Raw genomic sequence first — 21,945 nt, 5'->3', positions numbered from 1 at the left:
CTATTATACCACTCATTCCGACTCCCAATTAATTAGGAACAATTAGTTGGGGATTGTCGACAACTCCTTACCACCGCTACGTGTGTCGTGCTTGGGGTTAAGTTACTGATTCGGAAGGTGGGGTTGTGATTGTAGTCGTCGACGAACGAAGTCTGGTGACGAGTGGGTATTCTGCATGGTTCGCCCGAGAGGGCATAACGACAACCGGGTTTTCTCCGAACGATTTTGGTGAGTGGGTCGCCACCGTTCAGGAGCAAGATATTATGGCAGTGGAAGCATTTCTGATAGGGGAGTGCGCGAACCGCAGCCAGTTTCCACATAAAATTCGTGAACGTTGCTCGGCTCCCGTGATCGCTGTCAACGACACCCAATCGCTGGAAAACACGCTGGAGCTTTTCCAGGCTGGCGTCGATGATGTTGTGCGCAAGCCCATGCATGTTCGCGAGATTTTGGCCCGGATCAATGCAATTCGTAGACGTTACGGCAATGGCAGCAGTGGAACCCAGATCGGGCCGATCAAGATTTTCTCCGACGGGCGCGATCCGCAGGTCAATGGGGTTGATTTTTCCTTGCCGCGCCGCGAACGCCGTATCCTTGAATATCTGATTGCCAACCGCGGACGGCGGTTGAACAAGGCCCAGATATTCAATGCGATCTATGGAATCTTCGATAGTGAAGTCGAAGAAAGCGTTGTCGAGAGCCATATCAGCAAGCTGCGCAAGAAACTGCGTGAGCAGCTTGGATATGATCCGATCGATTCAAAACGCTTCCTTGGCTATTGCATAAATCTCGACTGAAGACCGGCGTGTGCCGCCGATCTTGATCAATCGAAATTTTTTTAGCTTCTCTCAGTGATTCCCCACGTCAGCTTCGCGCAAGTATCGAGGCATAACGATTCTGGACTGAATCGCGCTTTAGGAGACGGAAATGAGCCTTTACGGAATGATGCGAACCGGCGTGTCGGGTATGAACGGTCAAGCCAACCGGCTGTCCACGGTATCCGAGAATATCGCCAACTCGAGCACGACCGGCTATAAGCGCGCGAGCACCGAGTTTTCTTCGCTTGTTCTTCCCAGTTCCGGCGGCTCCTACAATTCCGGTGGGGTCGAAACTACCGTTCGCCACCATATTTCTGACGATGGCCCGCTGCGTTTCACGACATCCTCCACTGATCTTGCCTTGAAAGGCAGGGGCTTCTTCATCGTCAGCAATGCCAATGGAACGCCTTACCTGACACGTGCCGGTTCGTTCGTTCCTGATGCTGCCGGAAATCTGGTCAATACTGCCGGGTTTTACCTGATGGGGTATCCCATTACCAACGGCAACGTAAATCCGGTAGCCAATGGCTATCAGGGTCTGGAGAAGATCAATCTCTCGCAAAACGATCTGATCGCTGACCCGAGCCGCAAAGGCGTCTTTACGGCGAATTTGCCGGCAGGCGCTGAGATTATACCCGCTGCCGACCGGCCACCTGCAAATACAACGGCTACGGCAAAATTCACCGCCAAATCGTCGGTTCAAACCTATGACAATCTGGGCAATGTCGTTGTTCTGGATATTTACTACACCAAGACGGCGGACAACCAATGGGAGGCCGCCGTTTATAACAAGGCCAATGCATCGGCAACGGGCGGGTTCCCTTATACGCCAGCGGCTCCGCTAACAACCGAGACATTCAACTTTGATGCCCTGACAGGTAAGCTCACATCGGCGGACAAGTCGATTTCCGTTGTCGTTCCAAATGGCCAGCCGCTCGAAATCGACTTTTCCGGCACGAAGCAACTGGCTGGCGACTACAATCCCATTCAGGTCAAGATCGATGGCAATTCGCCCAGTCCGATTGAAGACGTGACGATCGGCGCCGATGGTATCGTGGTGGCCAACTACAAGAACGGCACGACCCGTCCGATCTACCAGATCGCGCTCGCGGATGTGCCCAGCCCCGACAACCTTCAGGTTCTGTCAGGCAATGTGTTCTCGACCAGTGCCGATTCCGGTGAAGTTCAGGTGGGCTTTGCCGGCAAGGGAAGCTTTGGCAGCATCACGTCAGAAGCCCTTGAGGAATCCAATGCGGATATTGCGCAGGATCTTACGGAAATGATCGAAGCGCAGAGAAACTATACGGCAAACTCCAAAGTCTTTCAGACCGGTGCGGACTTGATGGACGTGCTGGTCAATCTGAAACGATAGCTGAACTTATAATGGGAATTGGACAAAGGGCATGTCACTAACTTCAGCGCTCCTTACTGCTCAGAGTGCTCTCAATACCGTGTCAAAGCAGACCGCGGTCGTCTCCCGCAATATTGCGGGTGCCAACGATCCAAATTTCACGCGGCGCATCGGGTCAGTGGTAAGCGGCGCCGGTGGCTTGACCTATATGTCGGTGAAACGCTCGGCAGATGAGGCCCTTCTTTCCAAATTCGTGGAAGCCAACAGCTTTCTGGGAGCATCCGACACTTTAAAAGGCGGCCTTGATCGCCTTTCGGGCATTTATTCAGCCAGTAATGCGTCTGATTCACCGCGAGCCCTTCTTGGCGATTTACGGGATTCACTCCAGCTTTATGCCTCTCAGCCGGGCAATAGCTCGGTGGGCGAATCTGCCGTTGCCAAAGCCGTGTCGCTTGCCAATAGCCTTAACCGGGGAACGCAGGAAACGCAGAAGCTTCGCCAGGATGCCGACAATGATATTGCGGACTCGGTCAACAACATCAACGACCTCCTGGCAAAGTTCGAGGCGGTCAACAATCGGGTGGTCAGTGGCACAAGGGCTGGGTCTGATGTCTCGGATGACCTTGATGAACGGGACGGCCTGCTAAAGCAGATATCCGGTGAAATCGGTATCACAACCTTAAAGCGTGATGACAATGATATGGTCATTTTCGCCGAGTCAGGTGTCACGCTTTTTGAAAAATCTGCACGAACTGTGACGTTTACACCGACAAGTGCGTTTAGCGCTTCAACGGGCGGCAATGAGGTCTATGTGGACGGCGTACCGCTGTCGCATGGCACATTTGATCAACCCTATGGCACCGGACGGCTGAGCGGTCTCTTGCAATTGCGGGACCAGACTGCGCCGGCCTATCAAAAGCAACTGGATGAAATTGCCCGCAGCCTCGTCAGCATGTTTGCTGAAAAAGGCACAGGCGTACCGACAGTCCCTGGCCTGTTTACCTATTCGGGCGCACCGGCGATGCCGGCCGATGCCACGATCCTTCCGGGAATCGCGGGGTCACTTAAAGTATCATCTGCCTATATTTTGTCGGAAGGCGGCAATCCTGCGCTATTGCGCGATGGCGGCCCGGCAGGAACACCTTATGTTCAGAATCCGGATGGTTCTGCAGGCTATTCTGATCGACTGCAAAGTCTGATTGGGGCGATCGGCGCACCGCGAACTTTTGACGTTGATGCGGCAGCAGGCAACAATAAAAGCCTGCTTGATTTCGCCGCCGCATCGATCAGCTCGCTTGAGGAAAAGCGCAAATCCGTGACGGATACGAACGACTACAACAAAATTCTCTCGTCCAGAGCGAGTGATGCGATTTCCAATGTCAGCGGCGTGAACATCGATACCGAGATGCAATCGCTGTTGGACCTGGAGCACTCCTATCAGGCGTCGGCCCGCATATTGTCGACAGTAGACTCCATGTTCCAAGAACTCTTCCGGGCGGCGTCATAAACATGAAAACACAATCGGTCTCTTCATACGTCCTTGCAAACGCAACCCGGAGCATCATTTCAAAGGCGCAGGCTGATCTGGTCAAGGCGCAACAGGAAGCAACGACGGGCTTTGTATTTGATACCGGTCTGGCGCTGGGCAGCCGCACCGGGCAATCGCTTTCGTTGCGAAAGGAACATGACCGGCTGTCAGTCCTTACGGATTCCAATAAATTGCTGGCCGAGCGTATGACGACATCGCAAAATGCGCTGAGTAATGCCATGAAGGGTTCGCAGGGCTTTTTAGGAACGATCATCGCCATGCGCGGTAGCGGACAGGGCCATGAGGTTGCAGCTAATGCCGCAAAAGGGCTGATGCAGACGGCGACATCTTTGATCAACACCAGTTTTAACGGCGAGTATGTCTTTGCCGGCGTCAACACTGACGTAAAGCCGCTTGGCGATTATGATGCAGCAGGCAATCCGGCACGCGCGGCAGTCCTGCAGTCCTTTGAAGACCATTTCGGCTTTCCGGTTACTGATCCTCAGGTTTCAACAATCAGCGCGAACGATATGAAGGCCTTTCTGGACGGTCCATTCTCGTCAGAGTTTGATGCCGCCTCATGGTCCGATAATTGGTCATCTGCCTCCGATACGCTCATGAAAAGCCGCATCGCGCCAACCGAATTGGCCGAAACCTCGGTCAGTGCAAACAATGCCGGGTTTCGCAAGATGATGATGAGCTACACGATGGTTGCCGAGTTCGCCAATATTGGTTTGAACCAGGGTGCTTTCGATGCCGTGATCACAAAGGCGATCGAGACCACCACAGAGGCCAATTCAACGCTGCCCGGCGTGCAATCTGTTCTCGGAACAGCTCAGGCGCGAACGAAAGACGCAACGGATCGTTTGGAAGTGCAATTGAAAGTGCTCAACAGCTCAGTGATTGGTCTTGAGGGCGTCGACCCCTATGAAGCCGCCAACAGGGTGGAGGCACTGCGAACCCAGATTGATGCCTCATATGCGCTGACTGTGAAGATGCAAAGTCTGAGCTTGCTGAATTACCTGAAATAGACCTGACCTTGCGTGCAATCCGCATGCATCGAAACTTTGAGAAGACAATGTACCAGGCTCGATACGACGATATCATCAATGACGGTGCAACGAGCGCCAAAGAGCGTGAGCGGTCATTATTCGATCAATCGATCATGATGCTTGAGGCAGCGCGTGACGAGGACGGCTATTCGTTCAAGGGAATTGAAGCCGTCCAGTTCACGTCCCGTCTGTGGATGATTGTAATGGAAGACCTTGGCGATCCGGCAAACCAGTTACCGCAGGAATTGCGCGCATCGCTGATATCCATAGGCATATTCATTCTGAAGGAACTGGAAGCCATCCGACAGGAAAGGTCGGTCGATTATGACAGCATAATCGACATCACAAAAACCATTCGCGACGGAATTTGAATGCCATGAAAGTGTCCTTGCGCGCTGGCGAAAAAATATATGTGAACGGGGCTGTTCTGCGCGCTGACCGCAAAGTCGCGCTCGAATTCATGAATGATGTGAGCTTCCTTCTGGGAAGCCATGTGCTTCAGGCTGACGAAACAACGACGCCGCTGCGGCAGCTCTATTTCGCGGCGCAGATCATGCTGATCAACCCCTCGGCAAAGGACGAGGCGAACCTGGCTTTCAAGCGCATGCTGACGGCGCTTCTCGCCACGTTTTCCAACCAGCAAATGCTGAAAGAGCTGAAGCTCATCGATGAGGTGGTCTGTAATGACCGCATCTTCGAAGCGTTAAAATCGATCCGTGGGCTTTACGCGCTGGAAGCACAAATCATGTCGGGTGGTTCAGGCGCTGCCATTCCTGCACAAACGGGCCAGGTAAGGCCGGAGGCGACAGCATGACCACTATTCCGCCCGTAGGCACGGAACAAACAAATCAGACCAACACACCAAAAGCTGTTGCGGGCGCTGATTATCAGACCTTTTTGAAGCTGCTCGTGGCCCAGATGAAAAATCAGGACCCGACCAAGCCCATGGACGCAACGCAGCAGGTGACGCAGCTGGCGCAATTCTCCAGTGTTGAACAAGCTGTTCAGATGAACGCCAAGCTTGAACAGCTACTGGCAAGTTCGTCACTCTCTCAAGCGGATGGTATCATCGGACGGACCGTGACCAGCCCCGATGGCAAAGTCTCGGGCGTGGTTGAATCCGTGCGCATCTATAGCGATGGCATGGTAGCAAAGCTCAAGGGCGGGGCGGAGCTGATCATTACGGCCGGTATCGTCATCAGCTGACCATGAACGAAGCTGATGCACTGGATATTGTCAATCAGGCGATCTGGACGGTTATCGTAGCCGCCGGCCCGGCGGTCGGTGCAGCGATGCTTGCAGGTGTCGGCATTGCCCTGTTTCAGGCCCTGACGCAGATTCAGGAAGTCACCCTGACATTCGTGCCGAAGATACTGGTTATTCTGGCAGTGCTTGCTCTGACCGCACCTTTTGTCGGCTCGCAGATCAATACGCTGACGCTGCTGACCTATTCGCGGATTGAAAAGGGTTTTTGATCCAAAGCTCTAACGCGCGGGCTTCGCGTAAGCTTCGTCTCCTATGGTCCATCCGACAATAGGAGAATGCCGTGCAGCAGGCAGCAGTAAAACGACTGGGTGATAAGGGCTACCTGACCGGCAGTGATGTCGGTCTTGCGCTCGGCATCGTCATTATTCTGACGGTACTATTCCTGCCGGTTTCCCCGATGGTTCTCGATATCGGACTTGCCTTTTCTATCGCTCTGTCCGTGTTGATCCTGATGGTTTCGCTGTGGATACAGCGTCCGCTTGATTTCTCTGCATTCCCCACTGTGCTGCTGATCGCGACGATGATGCGTCTTTCGCTCAATATCGCAACAACCCGCGTTATTCTAACCCACGGCGACGAAGGTTATGCCGCGGCGGGACAGGTCATCCATGGCTTTTCGCAATTCGTCATGGGCGGTGATTTCGTTATCGGTCTGGTGGTCTTCGCAATTTTGATCATCGTGAATTTTCTCGTCATCACCAAGGGTGCAACGCGTATTGCCGAAGTAGGAGCACGCTTTACGCTCGATGCTATACCGGGCAAACAGATGGCGATTGACGCGGATCTATCCTCCGGACTTATTGATGAGAAGGAAGCACAGCACCGCCGCCGCGAATTGGAAGAGGAAAGTGCCTTCTTCGGGTCGATGGACGGCGCCTCCAAATTCGTGCGCGGCGATGCGATTGCCGGCTTGATCATAACCGCAGTCAATATTTTTGGTGGCATCATTATCGGTGTGACCCGGCACGGTATGGAAGTCGGCGAAGCTGCTGACGTATTCACCAAACTGTCTGTCGGCGATGGTCTGGTTACGCAAATACCGGCATTGATCGTATCGCTGGCAGCGGGTCTGCTTGTCTCCAAGGGAGGCACCCGGGGATCGACGGACAAGGCTGTGTTCGGACAGTTGGGTGCCTATCCAAAAGCTCTTTTCGTAGCTGCTCTTCTGCTCTTTGTGCTCGGTATATTGCCGGGTCTGCCAGCATTTCCATTCTTTATCCTTGCCATCGGTTTGACCGCAATTGGCATTTCTGTACCCCGCAAGCTGGCCAGGGTTGCCGCCGCAGCGCAGGCTGAACTGGCGATCAAGCAGAAGACCGCCGAGGACGAAGACCGCAATTCTGTCAAGGCATCGCTGGAAACAGCACAAATCGAACTTTGCCTTGGCAAGCAACTTTCTTCGCGGCTGATGTCCTCGCAATTGGAACTGGCGCATCGTGTCAACAAAATGCGCAAGAAATTCGCGGTCGAATACGGCTTTGTCGTGCCTGAAATAAAGGTTACGGACGATTTTCTGCTGCCGCCGAAAACCTATCGTATCAAAATTCACGGAACCGTAGTGGCGTCGCATGAGCTACGCGTCGGCGAAATCCTTGTCATTCCCGGAGATCGGCCACCGCCACACGTTCCCGGCGAAGAAGTGCGCGAACCGGCTTTCGGTATGAAGGCTTACTCAGTTCCCGAAACGTTCGCGGCAGAACTCAAGCGCGACAACTATATGACTGTCGATAATCTTTCGGTCCTGCTCACGCATCTGAGCGAGATCGTGCGCAATAATCTCTCGCAATTGCTGTCCTACAAAGATATGCGGGCGCTGCTCGACCGGCTTGGCCCGGAATACAAGAAGCTGCTTGATGATATCTGCCCTGCCAATCTCACTTATTCCGGCTTGCAGGCGGTTTTGAAGCTTTTGCTCTCGGAACGGGTCTCGATCCGCAATCTCAATCTAATCCTTGAGGCTATCGCTGAAGTGGCGCCGCATGTCCGGCGGTCGGAGATGATCGTCGAGCATGTGCGTATGCGCATGGCACAGCAGATTTGCGGCGATCTTGCCGACAATAGCGTGCTTTCCGTGTTGCGCCTGGGCAATCGCTGGGATCTGGTTTTCCATCAAAGCCTCAAGCGGGATGCCAAGGGGGAGGTCACGGAATTCGACATTGACCCGCGTTTGCTTGAACAGTTTGGAACGGAAGCGACCACCGCAATTCGCAAACATCTCGATGCGGGAGAGCGTTTTGTTCTGGTCGCTTCGCCGGAAGCCCGGCCCTATATTCGAATGATCATTGAGCGCTTGTTTACAACGCTGTCAGTTCTGTCTCATGTGGAAATTGCGCGAGGCGTTGAAGTTCGTTCGCTTGGAACGATTTCGTGAGCGGGATTTGAATGCTGCCGCTGGGTGATACCGCACTTGCTGCATTTCTGGTGTTCGCGCGCGTTGGTGCTTGCCTGCTGATTATGCCGGGCATTTCCAGCCCGCGCATCCCCGTTCAAATACGGCTTTTTCTGGCCCTGGCATGTTCGCTCATGGTGGTTCCATTGGTGCTGACCCAAGTGGCTCCAGCAGCAAAGGCCGCTCCTCTCGTTCTGATGCGGATCATTGTGGTGGAAATTATTGTCGGCGGGCTGATCGGTGTGCTGGCCCGCATGTATTTCTGGGCCTTGCAGTTCATGGCCAATACGATCGCAATGACTGTCGGCTATTCCGGGGCACCGGCCGGGTCGATTGAAGGTGAGGAGCCGCAAGCAGCAATCGCAAGCTTTGTTACGCTATCGGCGCTCTGTCTTTTCTTCATCACTGATTTACATCTGGAGGTGTTTCGCGCGCTCCTGTCATCCTATACCGCGATCCCTGTAGACGGCATTTTCCAGCCGGGCACAGCCATGGTCAATCTGACAGACACGCTTTCAAAGGCGTTCATGAGCACCATCCGCATAGCTGCACCGTTCATTGTTTTTGCAGTTGTCGTGAATGTTGCTGTTGGGCTGATCAACAAGCTGACGCCTGCCATTCCTGTCTACTTTATCTCAATGCCATTCGTTCTGGCTGGCGGTCTCATGCTGCTCTATTTCGCCATGCCGGACCTGCTCAGATTGTTCACAAGCGAAGCCGGCTCTTATCTGAGGACATTTTGATGGCAACCAGCAAGCGTGCTTCATATCTTGCCTTGATCCGATTGCAGAAACTGGCAAAGGCCCGGTCCGAACTGACCATTGCCGGTCTCAATGCGCAATTAGTGGCGATTGGAGATGAGAGCGAGGCGCTATTCAAAATGCAGGATGACAGATTCAAACCCGGCGCTGATCTGGTTCCTCCAGACCTCATCATACGACGACTGGAAACGAACAGAATGAGAGCAATTCATCTGACGGATCAGATGGCCGTTCAACGCAAGAACCTGTTGAAGACTTCAAGAACGCTGGATGTCCTGAACGACCGGTTGCGATCCCATGAAAGCGAACAACAGCGCCACCATGCCACTGTCGAAATCGATGAATATATCAGCCAGTTGCTCGGAAAAGCCGCGAATTAAAGACAGGCCCCAAATGAAGGCTCAAGCCTCAGTCAAGTTTGAACAGCTAGTGTCACAAACATGAAACAGTTTGGGTCTGTCTTTTATGTCTATTAATTCGCCTTCTGATTTGGTGTTGGATGCGACGAAGGCCGCTGATCCGCAGGCCATGCGGGCAGCGATGGAAAGATTGCGAAGCGTGGCTGCTGATCGGGCTGCGGCACAAACCCCGCTGTCCGGCGAGAGTTTTGCCCATTTGCAGGCAGGGAGGGTCAGTTCCGAGGGTGTGCAATCAAACACACCTGTTTCAAATCCGGCCTTCAAAAAGTTTGAAGCCGTCATGCTGCAATCCTTCATTGAATCAATGTTCACCGGCGAGAATCAAGCGGTCTATGGCGAAGGCATCGCAGGGGGATATTGGAAGTCGATGATGTCCGAAGCCCTTGCCAATCAAATGGCAGACGCAGGCGGAATTGGAATTGCACGCATGCTGGAAGCGCAAAGTGCCAAACGAATTAAAAACGAAGTGGCTCAGCCTCTTGGCACCACTTCGCCAATTTCTACGAAAGAGCAGGGTTGAAACCCGGTATTTTACCAGATCGAACGGCTGCGGCCGAAAGATTGGAAGGAATGAATATGGAAACCGTCAACGACAACAAGCAGCATATAGGTCTTAATCCATCGCTTGGTCCTGTTCTCATCGCCATCCAGCGATTGGAAGATGTTATTGAGTATGAGACAGATCTGCTCATGGAAGGCGGGGCTGTTGATCTTGCCGATATCAATGCAAGCAAAAGCCGTGGATTGCGGGATTTTAACAAGGCCCTGGGAAAGGCTGTGAAATCGGTCGATAACCCAGCGCTCAAGACACTTCAGCCGGTTCTTGACAGTCTGAGGCTCAAGCTGGAGCGTAATTGTGAAGCGTTGAAATTGCATCTGCGGGCTGTCAGCGAACTGACGGGAATAATCCGCGACGCGCTGGAAACACATGAAGCTGATGGCACTTATACGGCGCGGCAAATGCGGGACGGCATGGGCGCATGATACGCATCGTCATCATCGGATTGTGGATATGCGCTGTTGCTCTCGGCTCGCTTTATTTTGCTGTCCAGCAAAATTCAGCCACTGCCGCAGTGACTTCGCATGATGCTCAGCCGCTTGATGACGGAAAAACGGAAGTTTTCAGTGTTCCAATTATTATCGACGGTGCCGTTCAAGGCTATGTCGTGACCCAGCTTATTTATACGATCGACAGCGCTGTAAAAGCCTCCGTCAAAACACCGGTATCGTTTTTCATCAATGATGAGATATTCCGGCAGTTTTACGGTCACTACTCCGATGTGAAGGAGGTGGAGGCGGTCAAGTTCGAGGACGTAAAACAGGCCATTATCGATGGGGTCAATGCGCGTTTCCCCGAACCGCTTGTTAAAGATCTCCTGGTTCAGCAGTTCAATTATATTTCATCCAAGGAAATCCGCGATCAAAACACCAAAGGTATCAGCGGCGGTTGATCCCGTTTTAGCCGAGTGAATAATATTTGCCCGACAATGCATGAAGCACGCTTTCGCTCAATGGAGCGACGGTTGAATCGGGCGCAAACCGCACCCCAATATCCAGATTCTTGCGCCAGACAATGTGTGTGATGAGCGCGCCGCCATATTGATCGTCAAATAACCAGAAGCGCTCAGGTATGTCGCACTGGCCGATGATTCTTATGCGGGCTCCGCCTTTGGCCAGATCCTGAAAATGGCACTCGGTGAGGAATTGTCCATCCAAGTTCACAAGTTTACCCGAGCGCAATCTTGTCCGTTTGCGTTCCAGTTCTCTTTGTTCTGATTTGCCGGACACGGACATGGACACTACTCAACGCAATCAAAAAGCTGGTTTCAAACCGAAGTCTGCAATCTGGCATTGTGTACTCTGAAACAATTGCAAATCCGTTATGAACTGGAGCGCTCACGATTTAATGTATCTAATGCCGGCTCGCGATTGGTCAGTTGACGCTTCTCGGCAGTTGATCTGACAAAAACTCCACGACGGCCCGGACGCTGGGCAATTGACCGCGACGATGGGGCATCAGCAGTGTGGTTGTCACAGTTCCGGCTGACCAGCCGGGTAAAACGCGGACCAAATCTCCGCTTCGGATTGCGCTGGCGCAAATTGACGAGGGCAGACATGTCAGCCCTAGTCCGGCAATAGCCGCCTTGATCAAGGCTATCGATTCATTGGCCATCATTCTCCGAATCGGTTTTGCCGTTACCGCCACGCCAGTGTCAGAAACAAGGTGCCAGTTTTCTGCTCCGGGAGCAGTTAGCAAACCAAAGTGATTGATCAAGTCGTGCGGGGTGGCGGGAGCACCTCGTGCGGAAATATATCCGGGAGATGCAACGACAAATATCGGTTCGAGCATCAACTGTTTCTGGATGAGGTCCGAATCCGGCAAGGGTGCAAAGTGACTGCGAATTGCCAAATCGTAGCCTTCCTGGACAAGATCGACGAACCGGTCGCTCGCATGCATTTCCAGATTTATCTTGGGGTACGTGCCGGCGATTACCGGAAGGAAGTCCGCCAGATAAAACTGTGTCGCAGGAATGGAGGCCGTCAGCCTCACCGTGCCGCTCGGTTCGGCCATGCGGCTTCGAACGATATTCTCTGCCGCTTCCGCTTCAATCAACGCACCACGGGCATGATTAAAAAAGTCACGGCCAGCGTCTGACAATGAAAAACTGCGGGATGTGCGGTGGATAAGGCGCGCACCCAGCCCCGTTTCAAGCTCGGCTATACGCTTGCTGATTGTCGATTTGGGAATACCGAGACGTCGCCCGGCTTCCGAAAAGCTCCCGCCTTCAACGGCCTGAACAAAAAGATAGAGATCATTGAGATTCATCATCCGCATCACCCATAGTCCACATATGTAGACGATAGGTTGCAAAATTGCAGCCTACCGAAAGATCGTCCAATAATAATAACTAATAGGCGTGAAGGCGGAAGAGCCTTGAATGGAAAAACAGGAAATAATCATGACACAAATACTTTTTTACGGGGTACCCGAGGGCTGTTCTTTCGGTTCGATTGTCGCGCTGGAATGGTCTGGGCAACCCTATCAACTCTCGCGCATTGCAATGCCGGAAACCGTTACCAGCGAGGCTTACCGGCAGATCAATCCGATTGGGGAGACACCGACTCTGCGTACGGCAAGCGGCGAGTTTATCAGCGAAAGCATGGCAATCCTAAACCATATCGGATCCGGAGCTGTTGAACAGGGAATAGCCTTCAGGCAGGGCACGAAAGATTTTGATCGCCTGAACCAGATGCTGGCGTTTTTGAACACCACCTTTTTCAACGCATATGCATCGCTTTGGTATGCGCTTGAACATGCAAGCGATGAAAACGAAAGGGAGGTGCTGGTTGCTTATGGTAAGACAAAGGTAGCCAAGGCTCATGAGGACTTGGAACTCCTGCTTGGAAACCGGCCATGGCTGTTGGGTGATAACCGGACATTGGCAGATGCATACTTTATGGGAATCGCCCGTTGGAGCGATTTTCACAAGACGGCAAGCTACGCTAACTATCCCGGTCTGAGCGCGCTTCACCAAAGATTGGAAGCTGATGCAGGCGTAAGGTTCGCCCATGCGATCGAGCATGAAGAACAGGCAGTCTCCGCTGGTGGCTTTGCAGGACATGTAAGTTTTGACGATGCCCTGAGAGCTACTCGCAAAGCAGCATAAGCAACCGGAAAAGCGGCATTTCTCCACGCTGTTGACGTGTCGTCAGTTCCATAGAGTTACCAGGGAAGCGATCCCGTTTTTGCTTTCCTGGTATAATGATGAAAAAGCTTCTTTACTTTAGGGCAAAATTCTCAGATTGAGATTGGCAAGCTTTTTCATCATACTCGGGGGAGTCCTACCATTGAAAAAACAAGTTGTTCTGACTTTACTGTTTGCGGTAGTCGGTGTTTCGGCAAGTCATGCGCAAACTTGCGAAAGTAACTTTAAGGTGACAGGAGTTCCCTTAATAACGGCAATGAATTACAAAACCTCATATGTTTTTCCAAAGGTCAAAGCAGATCAGGTTTTGAAAACACTTGCTCAGGCGGTGGCTGCGGAAGGTTTTTTGGGAATACAGGTCGACAAGTCCTTGGGAGCAATTGACGCTTACCAAGAGACCACGGGCTCCGGTCGCGAACAAACCTTGCGGATAGTGGCTCGCAAGAAGGGCGCGGGTACACGGGTCGATGCCATGTTCAACATCCAGCAGGGGCAGGTAACGTCGGAAAAAATCGTGCGCAAAGGACTCTGCGATATTGTTATGTCCGCTGCCGACTGACCAAGTCTGCTGACAGCGCATGCAAGAATCGGATTGAATTTCTTATCGAAGTCCACGATTCTTTAGGCAGAACGAAGTTTGAGGCTGCCTCCATGAACGAGACGATACATCACTATTGTGTTTTCGATACCGCAGGCGGATTCTGCGGTATCGCCTGGAACGATATTGGTATTACGCGGTTTCAGTTGCCGACGAAAAGCGCCGAGGCGACAGAGCGCATTCTGCTTCGTCGCTTGCCCCAAGCACTATCCAGCGAACCGACAGCGCAGGTTGCGAAAGTAATTGCTGCTGCAAAGCGTTACTTTGATGGAGAAGAAATAGATTTTTCCGGCGTTACGGTAGATATTAGCGATCAGGAGCCTTTTTTCGAGCAGGTCTATGCGGAAACAAGGCGCCTTGGCTGGGGCGATACCACGACATATGGCACGATTGCAAAAATGCTTGGGTCGGGCCCTGAAGCCGCAAGGGACGTTGGTCAGGCCATGGCGAAAAACCCGATTCCTCTGATTATCCCGTGTCATCGGGTTTTGGCCGCCGGAGGTAAGGTCGGTGGCTTTTCAGCGCCTGGCGGTTCGGTCGCGAAGGCACATATGCTTGAATTGGAGGGCGTCCATCTTGGTGTTCCACCTGCAGCCCAGCAGTCATTTGGGTTTTGAGAATTTATCCTGATGACAAGGCTGCGAGGCGCGACTTGAGAAAGCGCAACTCTGCAGGTTGACGCGTCAGCGCTATGGCGCGTTGATAAGAATCGACGGCGGCTTCCACCATCCCCAGCTGTCGTTGCATATCGGCACGGGCTGCATAGGCCAATGGATAATTCTGGAGTTGTCCTTGTTGGATAATTGCTTCGATGGCAGCAAGGCCCGCTTCAGGTCCATCACGTTTTGAAAGTGCTGCAGCACGGTTTAAGGCTGCTATAGGGGATGGATCCACACGCAGCAGGACATCATATAGCGTAACGATCTGCGCCCAGTCCGTGCCCTCGGTTGTCGATGCGTTGGCGTGGACGGTAGCAATGGCAGCTTGAAGGACGTAGGGACCTATATTGCGGGCGGCAAATGCCTGCTCCACCAGTGCTCCAGCTTCGTTGATCAGGCGACGATCCCAGAGCGACCGGTCCTGGTCCTCCAGCAATATGATATCTCCTGCTTGATCGATACGGGTGTGATATCGTGCTTCATGCAAAAGCATCAATGCCAACAGGCCCATAGCTTCCGGGTCTGGCAGTAAATCAACCATAAGTCGACCGAGCCGAATTGCTTCGGCGCAAAGGTCGGCCCGTGTCAGCCCCGGTCCTTCAGTAGCGGCATAGCCCTCGTTGAAGATGAGATAAATAACCCGCAAAACGCTTTCGAGGCGTTCTGGAAGTTGGGCATGGCTTGGCACTTCATAGGGAATAGCATCTTCACGAATTTTACTCTTTGCCCTGACAATACGCTGGGCGATGGTTGGGGCAGGAGCGATATAGGCCCGCGCAATCTCCTCAGTCGTCAATCCCGCAACCTCGCGCAAGGTGAGGGCGATACGTGCGTCGGCGGCAAGTGCCGGATGACAACAGGTGAAGATCAGCCGTAGTTCATCATCGCTGATATCTTCTGGCACTGCAGGTTCATAGAGTTCGTCGGAAAGGGCAGTAAGCTCGGGCATGGCAGCAGCGAGCCGCGCCTGTTTGCGCCAGCGATCAATGGCCTTGAATCGTCCCGTAGAGACGAGCCAGGCATAGGGATTTTGCGGAATACCATCGCGCGGCCAACGCTCTGCGGCGGCGGTGAAGGCCTCTTGCAAGGCCTCCTCCGCCGCTTCAAATCCACCGAGAAGACGGATCAATGTTGCAAGGACGCGGCGCTTTTCGGAACCATAGATGGTTTCAAAGGCGGCGTTTGCACCCGGCCGGTTCACAGTTCTGGCGGCGGCGTGCTGAAGTCGACAACCGGGCGGACTTCGATGGAACCGATCTTTGCCAAGGGATGTCCCGATGCGGCACGCACCGCGTCATTAAGATCGTTGGCTTCAATCAGGATAATCCCGCCCAGCATTTCTCTGGTTTCCATGAAAGGCCCATCGACTGCTGACATTTTGCCATCGCGGACCTGTAAAGTCATGGCGTTTTCAGGCAGTTCCAGGGCTTCACCCATGACGAAATGGCCGCTTTCCTTCAGTTTTTCATCATAGTTGGCACATTCGGAAAGTGCGGCATTGGCTTCAGGACTTCCGCCAAAGAGTGTTTTTGCATTGTAATAGATGAGACAGGCGTAACGCATAATCTGATTTCCTTCAGTTAGCTTGTTGAACACCCATAATCGTTTGGGGAAGGTCCGATTCGACAAAGCTACAAAATTATTTTCACGATAGCGCAAAAAATGTTGCTGACGCCGTTCAGGTCACGCGCCGTTTTTCCAGCTTCCGGGCCAAGGTACGCCGGTGCATGCCCAGCCGCCTGGCTGTTTCGGAAATGTTGAAGTCCGTTTCAACAAGCATTTGATGAATACGTTCCCATTCCAGCGTCTTGATTGAAGTAGGGCGAGCAGTCAGTGCTATATCGGCATTGCCCGACGCCTTGCTGAACGCCTCCTCAATATCATCCGTATTGGATGGCTTGGCGAGATAGTGACAGGCGCCAAGCTTAATGGCCTCGACAGCGGTCGCAATACTTGCGAACCCGGTCAAGACAACGATCAGCATCGATGCGTTATGGCTGTGCAATGCCTCGACACATGCCAGACCAGATGCGCCCGCCAGCTTCAGATCGACGACCGCATAACCGGGTGAATTCTCTTTCAGAATCTCGGTGAGCTCCTCCAGACTGGACGCCAGCAGGACATCATAGTCGCGGCGTTCGAAGGAACGTTTCAACGTCTTGGCGAAAGCGATGTCATCTTCGACAATAATCAACCGACGCTTATCGGACATGGGAACGTGCTCCAATTGCAAGCGAGGCGAGTGGCAGGCTCATTGTTACTGCGGCCCCACCTTGCGGCAGATTTCTGGCGGACACGACACCTCCAAGTTTCCTCACCGCATTGACCACGAGGAAAAGACCAAGCCCGCCGCCAAGCCTGCCCTTGCTTGATTGATAGGGCTTGCCAAACTGTGCCAGCATCTCGGCTGCAAATCCTGGTCCGGCATCGCTGATACGCAGCACAAGGGTATCGCCATCGCGTTCTGCCATAAAACCTATCCAATTGGGGGAAGCGTCGAAGGCATTGTCAAGAATGTTATAGATGACCTGTTTCAATGCGGAGTCGGACACAATGGCAATATCAAGCCCAAATGCGTTGCCATAAGACAGCCTCGCGCCGGATCTGGCTGCTCGCCACTCACTGACAAGTTCATCGAGAAATGTATTTACTGTGGTGATTTTCGGGGATTCGCCCCGCGCCTCTCCGGCAGATAGCAGGATGCCGGTCACAATTGCCTTGCAGCGCTGAACCTCAGCCTGCATCTCGTCTATTTCCTGCAACATTGAAGGGTCGCGGGACAAAGCAGGCATACGTCTCCAGTCACCCAATATCACCGATAGCGAAGACAGTGGTGTACCCAGCTCGTGCGCTGCACCTGACGCGAGAAGTCCCATGCGGACGATATGGTCTTCCTCCGCAGCATGTTGTTTGAGCGCCGCAAGATTGGCGTCCCGTTCACGCAAATTGCGACTGATCTGGGCAATGAAGACAACAAGAAGCGCGGCATCAAGTATGAAACATAAAAGCATTCCGAATATATGGAGCCGGAACAGTTCATCAGGCGCATGACCCGGCAAGAGCAATGGCCTGTAGAATATTATCAGCCCGGCAAAGCTTACGCTGGTGATGGCGACGATGGCGGATGTCAATCTTGCATCAAGCAACACTGCGCCGAGCGTCACCTGAAGAAGATAGAGGAAGATGAATGGATTGGTTGCCCCGCCGCTCAGGTAAAGCTGCACGGTGAGGGCGGCAACGTCCAGGACCAAAACAATGAACAAGGCTGCCGCCGTAACGCTCCGACGCCGACGCAGCCACAATATGCTTGCAAGATTGAGAACGACCAAAGCGCACAGAACGACACCCATCGGGACAATGGGCAGGGTTATTTTCATAGCCGAATGCACCACGGTAATGGTGACGATCTGGCCAATGACAGCGATCCAGCGCAGCTGCACCAGCAGCGTCATGTTTTTCCAGTTTGCTGTGTGATCAGCGGGAGGAAAAATAGAAGCACTGATGTCGGATTGATCCGGCAGTGTAGCGATAGGAGTCGTCTTGGTCTCGCTCATGGTTTCAACCCGATCTGTATTCTGGGCGCTGCCGGGCTCGCCATTCATTTCGCCCGATAATAGTCGAGGCAGCGCCCAGCAAAAGCGCCATGCCAAACCAGGTCAGGGCATAGACCAGATGGTTGTTGGCAAAGGAAATGACAGTAAGCCCCCCAATCGGAAGCGCATTTGGATCAGGATTTGCATCAGCATCGATAAAATATGGAGCAACAGGGCCAATATTGTGAGCTGCTGCCATAGCCATGACATCACGCGAATACCAACGGTCTCCGACCGGGTCATTGTTGCGCAGAAATCCGCCCTTGGGCTCCGTTAAGCGCAACAGTCCGGTTATGGTGATTGGCGGCAGATGGTCCGCCCGCCATTCATCACGGGCTTTATCCGTTGGAACGAAGCCACGATTGATGAAAACGGTAAATCCATCTGTACTTTGAAAAGGGCTCAGCACCCAAAATCCGCTGCCGCGCGCTGTTACCGCCTGTACAAGCGCAGCCGGCTTGTCGAGAAATTTTCCGCTGGTCGTGACGTGGCGATATGCAAAATCCTTGGCATTGATCCCGGCCCATATATCGGGGCCGGGGGCCGCCGTAGCCGGAGCATTCACTCTTTGCTCAACCTGGTTGATCAGATCAAGCTTCCAGACACGGCGTTGCAGTTGCCAGATACCAAGGCTGGTAAGCACGATGATGCAGAAAAGGACAAGGCCGCCGATCAATGCCAGTTTGATTGAGGGCAGGCGCCTATCGTCTTCGCGCGAATTGTCTGTCTCCCCGACCCGCTCGCCGCTTGCGGCAAGCCCGCACGCGGTCAGGGCTTTTTTCATGGTATCTGTCTCATATCCATGCTGGGCATCATGTTCGTATCCAGATGATACATAACCCAAAGCGAACCGGTGAGCGTGATAATGACCAGCACAAGCGTGAAGATGAGTGCCATCATTGTCCATCCATTCTCGGAGCGGACATTCATATGAAGGAAGAAAATCATGTGAACGACAATCTGCACCACGGCGAATGCCATAATGACGAGGCCGGTGCTTTGCTTGGAATCCAACGCACCGCTCATGACAAGCCAGAAGGGTACGGCAGTCAGGATCACGGATAAGCCAAACCCGATCAAATAAGATTTGAGCGAGCCGTGAGAATGGGCTTCATATTGATTGTGGCTGTCGTGGTGGGCCTTTGCCTTTGTGCTCATCGTAGCATTCCCATCAGGTAAACGAACGTAAAGACGCCAATCCAGATGACATCAAGAAAGTGCCAGAACATGCTGAGACACATCAGGCGGCGCATGTTCGCTTGGATCAGCCCATAGCGGGCAACCTGTACCATCAAGGTAACAAGCCAAATCAAGCCAATGGTGACGTGAAGCCCATGCGTTCCGACCAATGTGAAAAAGGAAGAGAGAAAGGCGCTGCGCTGGGGCGTGGCACCTTCATGAATCATATGGGCAAATTCGTAAAGTTCGATGCAAAGGAATGCCGCACCAAACAGACCCGTAAGGGCGAGCCACGCTTGTGTGGAACCCACCCGGCCTTTTGCCATGGCGAGCATGGCGAAACCATAAGTAATCGATGAAAAGAGCAGCATCGACGTATTGACCGCGACCAGTGGCAAATCAAACAAATCTTTGGGCGCAGGACCGGCGGCATAGTTTCCGCCTAATACGCCGTAGGTCGCAAACAGCACAGCAAAGATGAGACAATCACTCATCAGGTAAATCCAAAAGCCGAACATGGTGCTGCCGCCTTCGGCATGGTCATGTTCCTCAGTCAGATAAAACACAGGATCTTCAGTGGTCACATGCGCGGCTGCTCTGCTCATGATTTCAGCCCTACAGCAAGAAGTTCGGTACGGGCGTTTTCACTCGATACAACCTCATCTGCCGATATGTGGAAATCGCGCTTGTAGTTGAATGTATGCCCAATCGATACCGCCACCAATGCGATAGCCGTTACTGCCGCGAGCCACCAGATGTACCAGATCATCGCAAATCCAAAAACGATGCTAATTCCAGCCAGGATTATTCCGGTGCCCGTATTGCTTGGCATATGGATGGCTCGGAAACCTTTTTCAGGGCGCTTGTAACCGCGTTTTTTCATGTCGTACCAGCTGTCGAGATCGTGAATCACTGGCGTGAAAGCGAAATTATAGGCTGGAGGGGGTGAGGCCGTGGACCATTCCAGGGTGCGACCGTCCCAAGGATCGCCAGTCAAATCGCGCAACGCTTCGCGATTACGAATGCTGACAAAGATTTGGATGAGGAATGACAGAATGCCGATAGCAACGAGAAATGCACCAAAACCGGCGATCATGAACCAGATCTGCAAGGACGGATCTTCGAATGTGCGCAGGCGTCGTGTCACGCCCATTAGGCCCAGTATATAAAGCGGCATGAAGGCGAAGTAAAATCCCACGACCCAGAACCAGAAAGACATCTTGCCCCAAAATGGATCGAGCCTGAAACCAAAAGCTTTCGGGAACCAGTAATAGATACCGGCAAAAAGCCCGAACAGAACACCGCCGATGATCACATTATGGAAATGCGCAACAAGAAACAGGCTGTTGTGCAGCACAAAGTCAGCCGGAGGCACGGCGAGCAGAACGCCTGTCATGCCACCAATGACAAAGGTCAGCATAAAGGCGATCGTCCACATCATGGGCAGTTCAAATCGAATCCGCCCGCGATACATCGTAAAGAGCCAGTTGAATATTTTCGCCCCGGTTGGGATCGAAATGATCATCGTGGTGATGCCGAAGAACGAATTCACGCTCGCACCCGAACCCATGGTGAAGAAGTGATGAAGCCAGACCAGATAGGCAAGAATGGTAATAACGATGGTGGCATAAACCATCGAGGTATAGCCAAACAGACGTTTGCTGGCGAAGGTCGATGTCACTTCGGAGAATATGCCGAAAGCGGGCAGAATGAGAATATAGACTTCCGGATGACCCCAAATCCAGATGAGGTTGACATACATCATCGGATTGCCGCCAAAGTCGTTGGTGAAGAAGTTCGTGCCGACATAGCGATCGAGAGTGAGCAAAGCCAGCACTGCCGTCAGGACAGGGAAGGCGGCCACAATCAGAACGTTGGTGCAAAGAGCGGTCCACGTAAAGATCGGAAGCTTCATCATGGTCATGCCCGGCGCGCGCATCTTGACGATGGTTGCGAGCAGATTGACGCCCGACAGCAGCGTACCTATGCCCGCTATTTGCAGCGCCCATATGTAGTAGTCCATACCGGCGTCCGGACTGTATCCGATACCCGAAAGCGGCGGATAGGCCAGCCAGCCGGTCCTGGCAAACTCGCCCACAAACAGCGACATCATTACAAGTGCCGCGCCAGCGGCAGTCATCCAGAAGCTGAAATTGTTGAGGAATGGAAAAGATACGTCCCGGGCACCGATCTGCAATGGGACAACAAAGTTCATCAAGCCGGTAACAAGAGGCATTGCCACGAAGAAGATCATGATCACGCCATGCGCGGTGAATATCTGATCGAAATGATGGGCGTTGAGATATCCTTCGGACCCATTAAACGCCATTGCCTGTTGCAATCGGATCATGATGGCGTCGGCAAAGCCTCTCAGCAACATGATGATGCCGAGGATCATGTACATTATGCCGATGCGCTTGTGGTCAACTGTTGTGAACCACTCATGCCAAAGATATCCCCAAAGACGGAAATAGGTAAGTGCGCCGACCACGGCGATGCCTCCGAGCGCGACCACGATAAAGGTCACAACAAGGATAGGTTCATGCAGCGGGAAGGATTCCAGCGTGAGCCTACCGAAAACCAGCTTTATAAGTTCGGGATTATCAAACATATCGGGCTCGTTTC

General features: G+C 52.9%; 27 protein-coding genes. 17 read left to right on the top strand and 10 right to left on the bottom strand.

The genetic code is table 11. The features are described 5' to 3' along the window. The first annotated feature begins 125 nt into the window (after positions 1-125). From ftcR to AC6CHM_RS16220, 14 genes are all read left to right on the top strand, one after another. Entirely contained in the window at positions 126-797 is a 672-nt protein-coding gene (ftcR, locus tag AC6CHM_RS16285) for a flagellar transcriptional regulator FtcR (protein WP_115054989.1), read from the top strand. Positions 798-927: 130 nt separating this feature from the next. Further along, the gene (locus tag AC6CHM_RS16280) at positions 928-2,190 is read left to right on the top strand and encodes a flagellar hook protein FlgE (protein WP_115054990.1); all 1,263 of its coding nucleotides are present in this window, start codon (positions 928-930) and stop codon (positions 2,188-2,190) included. Positions 2,191-2,221: 31 nt separating this feature from the next. Next, positions 2,222-3,676, top strand: a complete 1,455-nt coding sequence (gene flgK / locus AC6CHM_RS16275; RefSeq protein ID WP_337353406.1) for a flagellar hook-associated protein FlgK — start codon at positions 2,222-2,224, stop codon at positions 3,674-3,676. Between the two features lie 2 nt (positions 3,677-3,678). Further along, a complete protein-coding gene (locus AC6CHM_RS16270) occupies positions 3,679-4,728 on the top strand; it encodes a flagellar hook-associated family protein (RefSeq protein ID WP_115054992.1) in 1,050 nt (349 codons plus the stop codon). Between the two features lie 47 nt (positions 4,729-4,775). Further along, positions 4,776-5,120: a flagellar biosynthesis regulator FlaF gene (gene flaF / locus AC6CHM_RS16265; protein WP_115054993.1), complete on the top strand. Its 345-nt coding sequence runs from the start codon at positions 4,776-4,778 to the stop codon at positions 5,118-5,120. A gap of 5 nt (positions 5,121-5,125) precedes the next feature. Continuing rightward, positions 5,126-5,563 carry a flagellar biosynthesis repressor FlbT gene (flbT, locus tag AC6CHM_RS16260; RefSeq protein WP_498173749.1) on the top strand — a complete coding sequence of 146 codons (438 nt, stop codon included), beginning with the start codon at positions 5,126-5,128 and terminating at the stop codon, positions 5,561-5,563. Beyond that, the gene (gene flgD, locus AC6CHM_RS16255; protein ID WP_115054995.1) at positions 5,560-5,955 is read left to right on the top strand and encodes a flagellar hook assembly protein FlgD; all 396 of its coding nucleotides are present in this window, start codon (positions 5,560-5,562) and stop codon (positions 5,953-5,955) included. Before flbT ends, flgD begins: the two co-directional genes overlap by 4 nt. A 2-nt stretch (positions 5,956-5,957) precedes the next feature. Continuing rightward, positions 5,958-6,224: a flagellar biosynthetic protein FliQ gene (locus AC6CHM_RS16250; protein ID WP_115054996.1), complete on the top strand. Its 267-nt coding sequence runs from the start codon at positions 5,958-5,960 to the stop codon at positions 6,222-6,224. A gap of 71 nt (positions 6,225-6,295) precedes the next feature. Next, positions 6,296-8,386 carry a flagellar biosynthesis protein FlhA gene (flhA, locus tag AC6CHM_RS16245; RefSeq protein ID WP_115054997.1) on the top strand — a complete coding sequence of 697 codons (2,091 nt, stop codon included), beginning with the start codon at positions 6,296-6,298 and terminating at the stop codon, positions 8,384-8,386. 11 nt (positions 8,387-8,397) lie between these two features. After that, complete coding sequence (gene fliR, locus AC6CHM_RS16240) at positions 8,398-9,147, top strand: flagellar biosynthetic protein FliR (RefSeq protein WP_354346390.1); 750 nt, start codon at positions 8,398-8,400, stop codon at positions 9,145-9,147. Next, positions 9,147-9,545 (top strand): hypothetical protein, encoded by a 399-nt coding sequence (locus AC6CHM_RS16235; protein WP_498173748.1) that lies wholly within the window; start codon positions 9,147-9,149, stop codon positions 9,543-9,545. Before fliR ends, AC6CHM_RS16235 begins: the two co-directional genes overlap by 1 nt. 85 nt (positions 9,546-9,630) lie before the next feature. Further along, on the top strand, positions 9,631-10,104 hold the full coding sequence (locus tag AC6CHM_RS16230; RefSeq protein ID WP_498173747.1) for a rod-binding protein: 474 nt from the start codon (positions 9,631-9,633) through the stop codon (positions 10,102-10,104). A gap of 56 nt (positions 10,105-10,160) precedes the next feature. Beyond that, complete coding sequence (locus tag AC6CHM_RS16225; RefSeq protein WP_337353409.1) at positions 10,161-10,568, top strand: flagellar protein FlgN; 408 nt, start codon at positions 10,161-10,163, stop codon at positions 10,566-10,568. Continuing rightward, on the top strand, positions 10,565-11,035 hold the full coding sequence (locus tag AC6CHM_RS16220; protein ID WP_498173746.1) for a hypothetical protein: 471 nt from the start codon (positions 10,565-10,567) through the stop codon (positions 11,033-11,035). The genes AC6CHM_RS16225 and AC6CHM_RS16220 overlap by 4 nt, the downstream gene beginning before the upstream one ends. A gap of 7 nt (positions 11,036-11,042) precedes the next feature. Here the strand turns inward: AC6CHM_RS16220 and AC6CHM_RS16215 are convergent, their stop codons facing one another. Continuing rightward, positions 11,043-11,378 (bottom strand): PilZ domain-containing protein, encoded by a 336-nt coding sequence (locus AC6CHM_RS16215; RefSeq protein WP_498173745.1) that lies wholly within the window; start codon positions 11,376-11,378, stop codon positions 11,043-11,045. Between the two features lie 139 nt (positions 11,379-11,517). Then, positions 11,518-12,420, bottom strand: coding sequence for a LysR substrate-binding domain-containing protein (locus AC6CHM_RS16210; RefSeq protein WP_498173744.1), 903 nt, complete (start codon positions 12,418-12,420; stop codon positions 11,518-11,520). A 124-nt stretch (positions 12,421-12,544) separates the two neighbouring features. On the opposite strand from AC6CHM_RS16210, the gene AC6CHM_RS16205 reads away from it, so the two are divergent. From AC6CHM_RS16205 to AC6CHM_RS16195, 3 genes are all read left to right on the top strand, one after another. Then, positions 12,545-13,252 (top strand): glutathione S-transferase family protein, encoded by a 708-nt coding sequence (locus AC6CHM_RS16205; RefSeq protein ID WP_498173743.1) that lies wholly within the window; start codon positions 12,545-12,547, stop codon positions 13,250-13,252. A 181-nt stretch (positions 13,253-13,433) separates the two neighbouring features. Then, the gene (locus AC6CHM_RS16200; protein ID WP_307277335.1) at positions 13,434-13,850 is read left to right on the top strand and encodes a hypothetical protein; all 417 of its coding nucleotides are present in this window, start codon (positions 13,434-13,436) and stop codon (positions 13,848-13,850) included. Between the two features lie 92 nt (positions 13,851-13,942). Beyond that, positions 13,943-14,506, top strand: a complete 564-nt coding sequence (locus AC6CHM_RS16195) for a methylated-DNA--[protein]-cysteine S-methyltransferase (protein WP_498173742.1) — start codon at positions 13,943-13,945, stop codon at positions 14,504-14,506. 4 nt (positions 14,507-14,510) lie between these two features. On the opposite strand, the gene AC6CHM_RS16190 is transcribed toward AC6CHM_RS16195, so the two are convergent. From AC6CHM_RS16190 to cyoB, 8 genes are all read right to left on the bottom strand, one after another. Then, positions 14,511-15,749 (bottom strand): RNA polymerase sigma factor, encoded by a 1,239-nt coding sequence (locus AC6CHM_RS16190; protein ID WP_498173741.1) that lies wholly within the window; start codon positions 15,747-15,749, stop codon positions 14,511-14,513. Beyond that, complete coding sequence (locus tag AC6CHM_RS16185) at positions 15,746-16,111, bottom strand: YciI family protein (protein WP_307277344.1); 366 nt, start codon at positions 16,109-16,111, stop codon at positions 15,746-15,748. The genes AC6CHM_RS16190 and AC6CHM_RS16185 overlap by 4 nt, the downstream gene beginning before the upstream one ends. A 115-nt stretch (positions 16,112-16,226) precedes the next feature. Further along, the gene (locus AC6CHM_RS16180) at positions 16,227-16,760 is read right to left on the bottom strand and encodes a response regulator transcription factor (protein ID WP_307277347.1); all 534 of its coding nucleotides are present in this window, start codon (positions 16,758-16,760) and stop codon (positions 16,227-16,229) included. Next, positions 16,750-18,102 carry an ATP-binding protein gene (locus tag AC6CHM_RS16175; RefSeq protein WP_498173740.1) on the bottom strand — a complete coding sequence of 451 codons (1,353 nt, stop codon included), beginning with the start codon at positions 18,100-18,102 and terminating at the stop codon, positions 16,750-16,752. Before AC6CHM_RS16175 ends, AC6CHM_RS16180 begins: the two co-directional genes overlap by 11 nt. A 4-nt stretch (positions 18,103-18,106) precedes the next feature. Beyond that, positions 18,107-18,925 (bottom strand): SURF1 family protein, encoded by an 819-nt coding sequence (locus AC6CHM_RS16170; protein WP_354346376.1) that lies wholly within the window; start codon positions 18,923-18,925, stop codon positions 18,107-18,109. Beyond that, entirely contained in the window at positions 18,922-19,299 is a 378-nt protein-coding gene (gene cyoD, locus AC6CHM_RS16165; RefSeq protein WP_498173739.1) for a cytochrome o ubiquinol oxidase subunit IV, read from the bottom strand. The genes AC6CHM_RS16170 and cyoD overlap by 4 nt, the downstream gene beginning before the upstream one ends. Beyond that, on the bottom strand, positions 19,296-19,925 hold the full coding sequence (cyoC, locus tag AC6CHM_RS16160) for a cytochrome o ubiquinol oxidase subunit III (protein WP_307277356.1): 630 nt from the start codon (positions 19,923-19,925) through the stop codon (positions 19,296-19,298). The genes cyoD and cyoC overlap by 4 nt, the downstream gene beginning before the upstream one ends. Continuing rightward, a complete protein-coding gene (gene cyoB / locus AC6CHM_RS16155; protein ID WP_354346372.1) occupies positions 19,922-21,931 on the bottom strand; it encodes a cytochrome o ubiquinol oxidase subunit I in 2,010 nt (669 codons plus the stop codon). Before cyoB ends, cyoC begins: the two co-directional genes overlap by 4 nt. Positions 21,932-21,945 lie beyond the last annotated feature (14 nt).

It is taken from the genome of Phyllobacterium sp. GQ127 (assembly GCF_059758635.1).
This window is presented reverse-complemented; position numbering and strand designations above follow the sequence as displayed.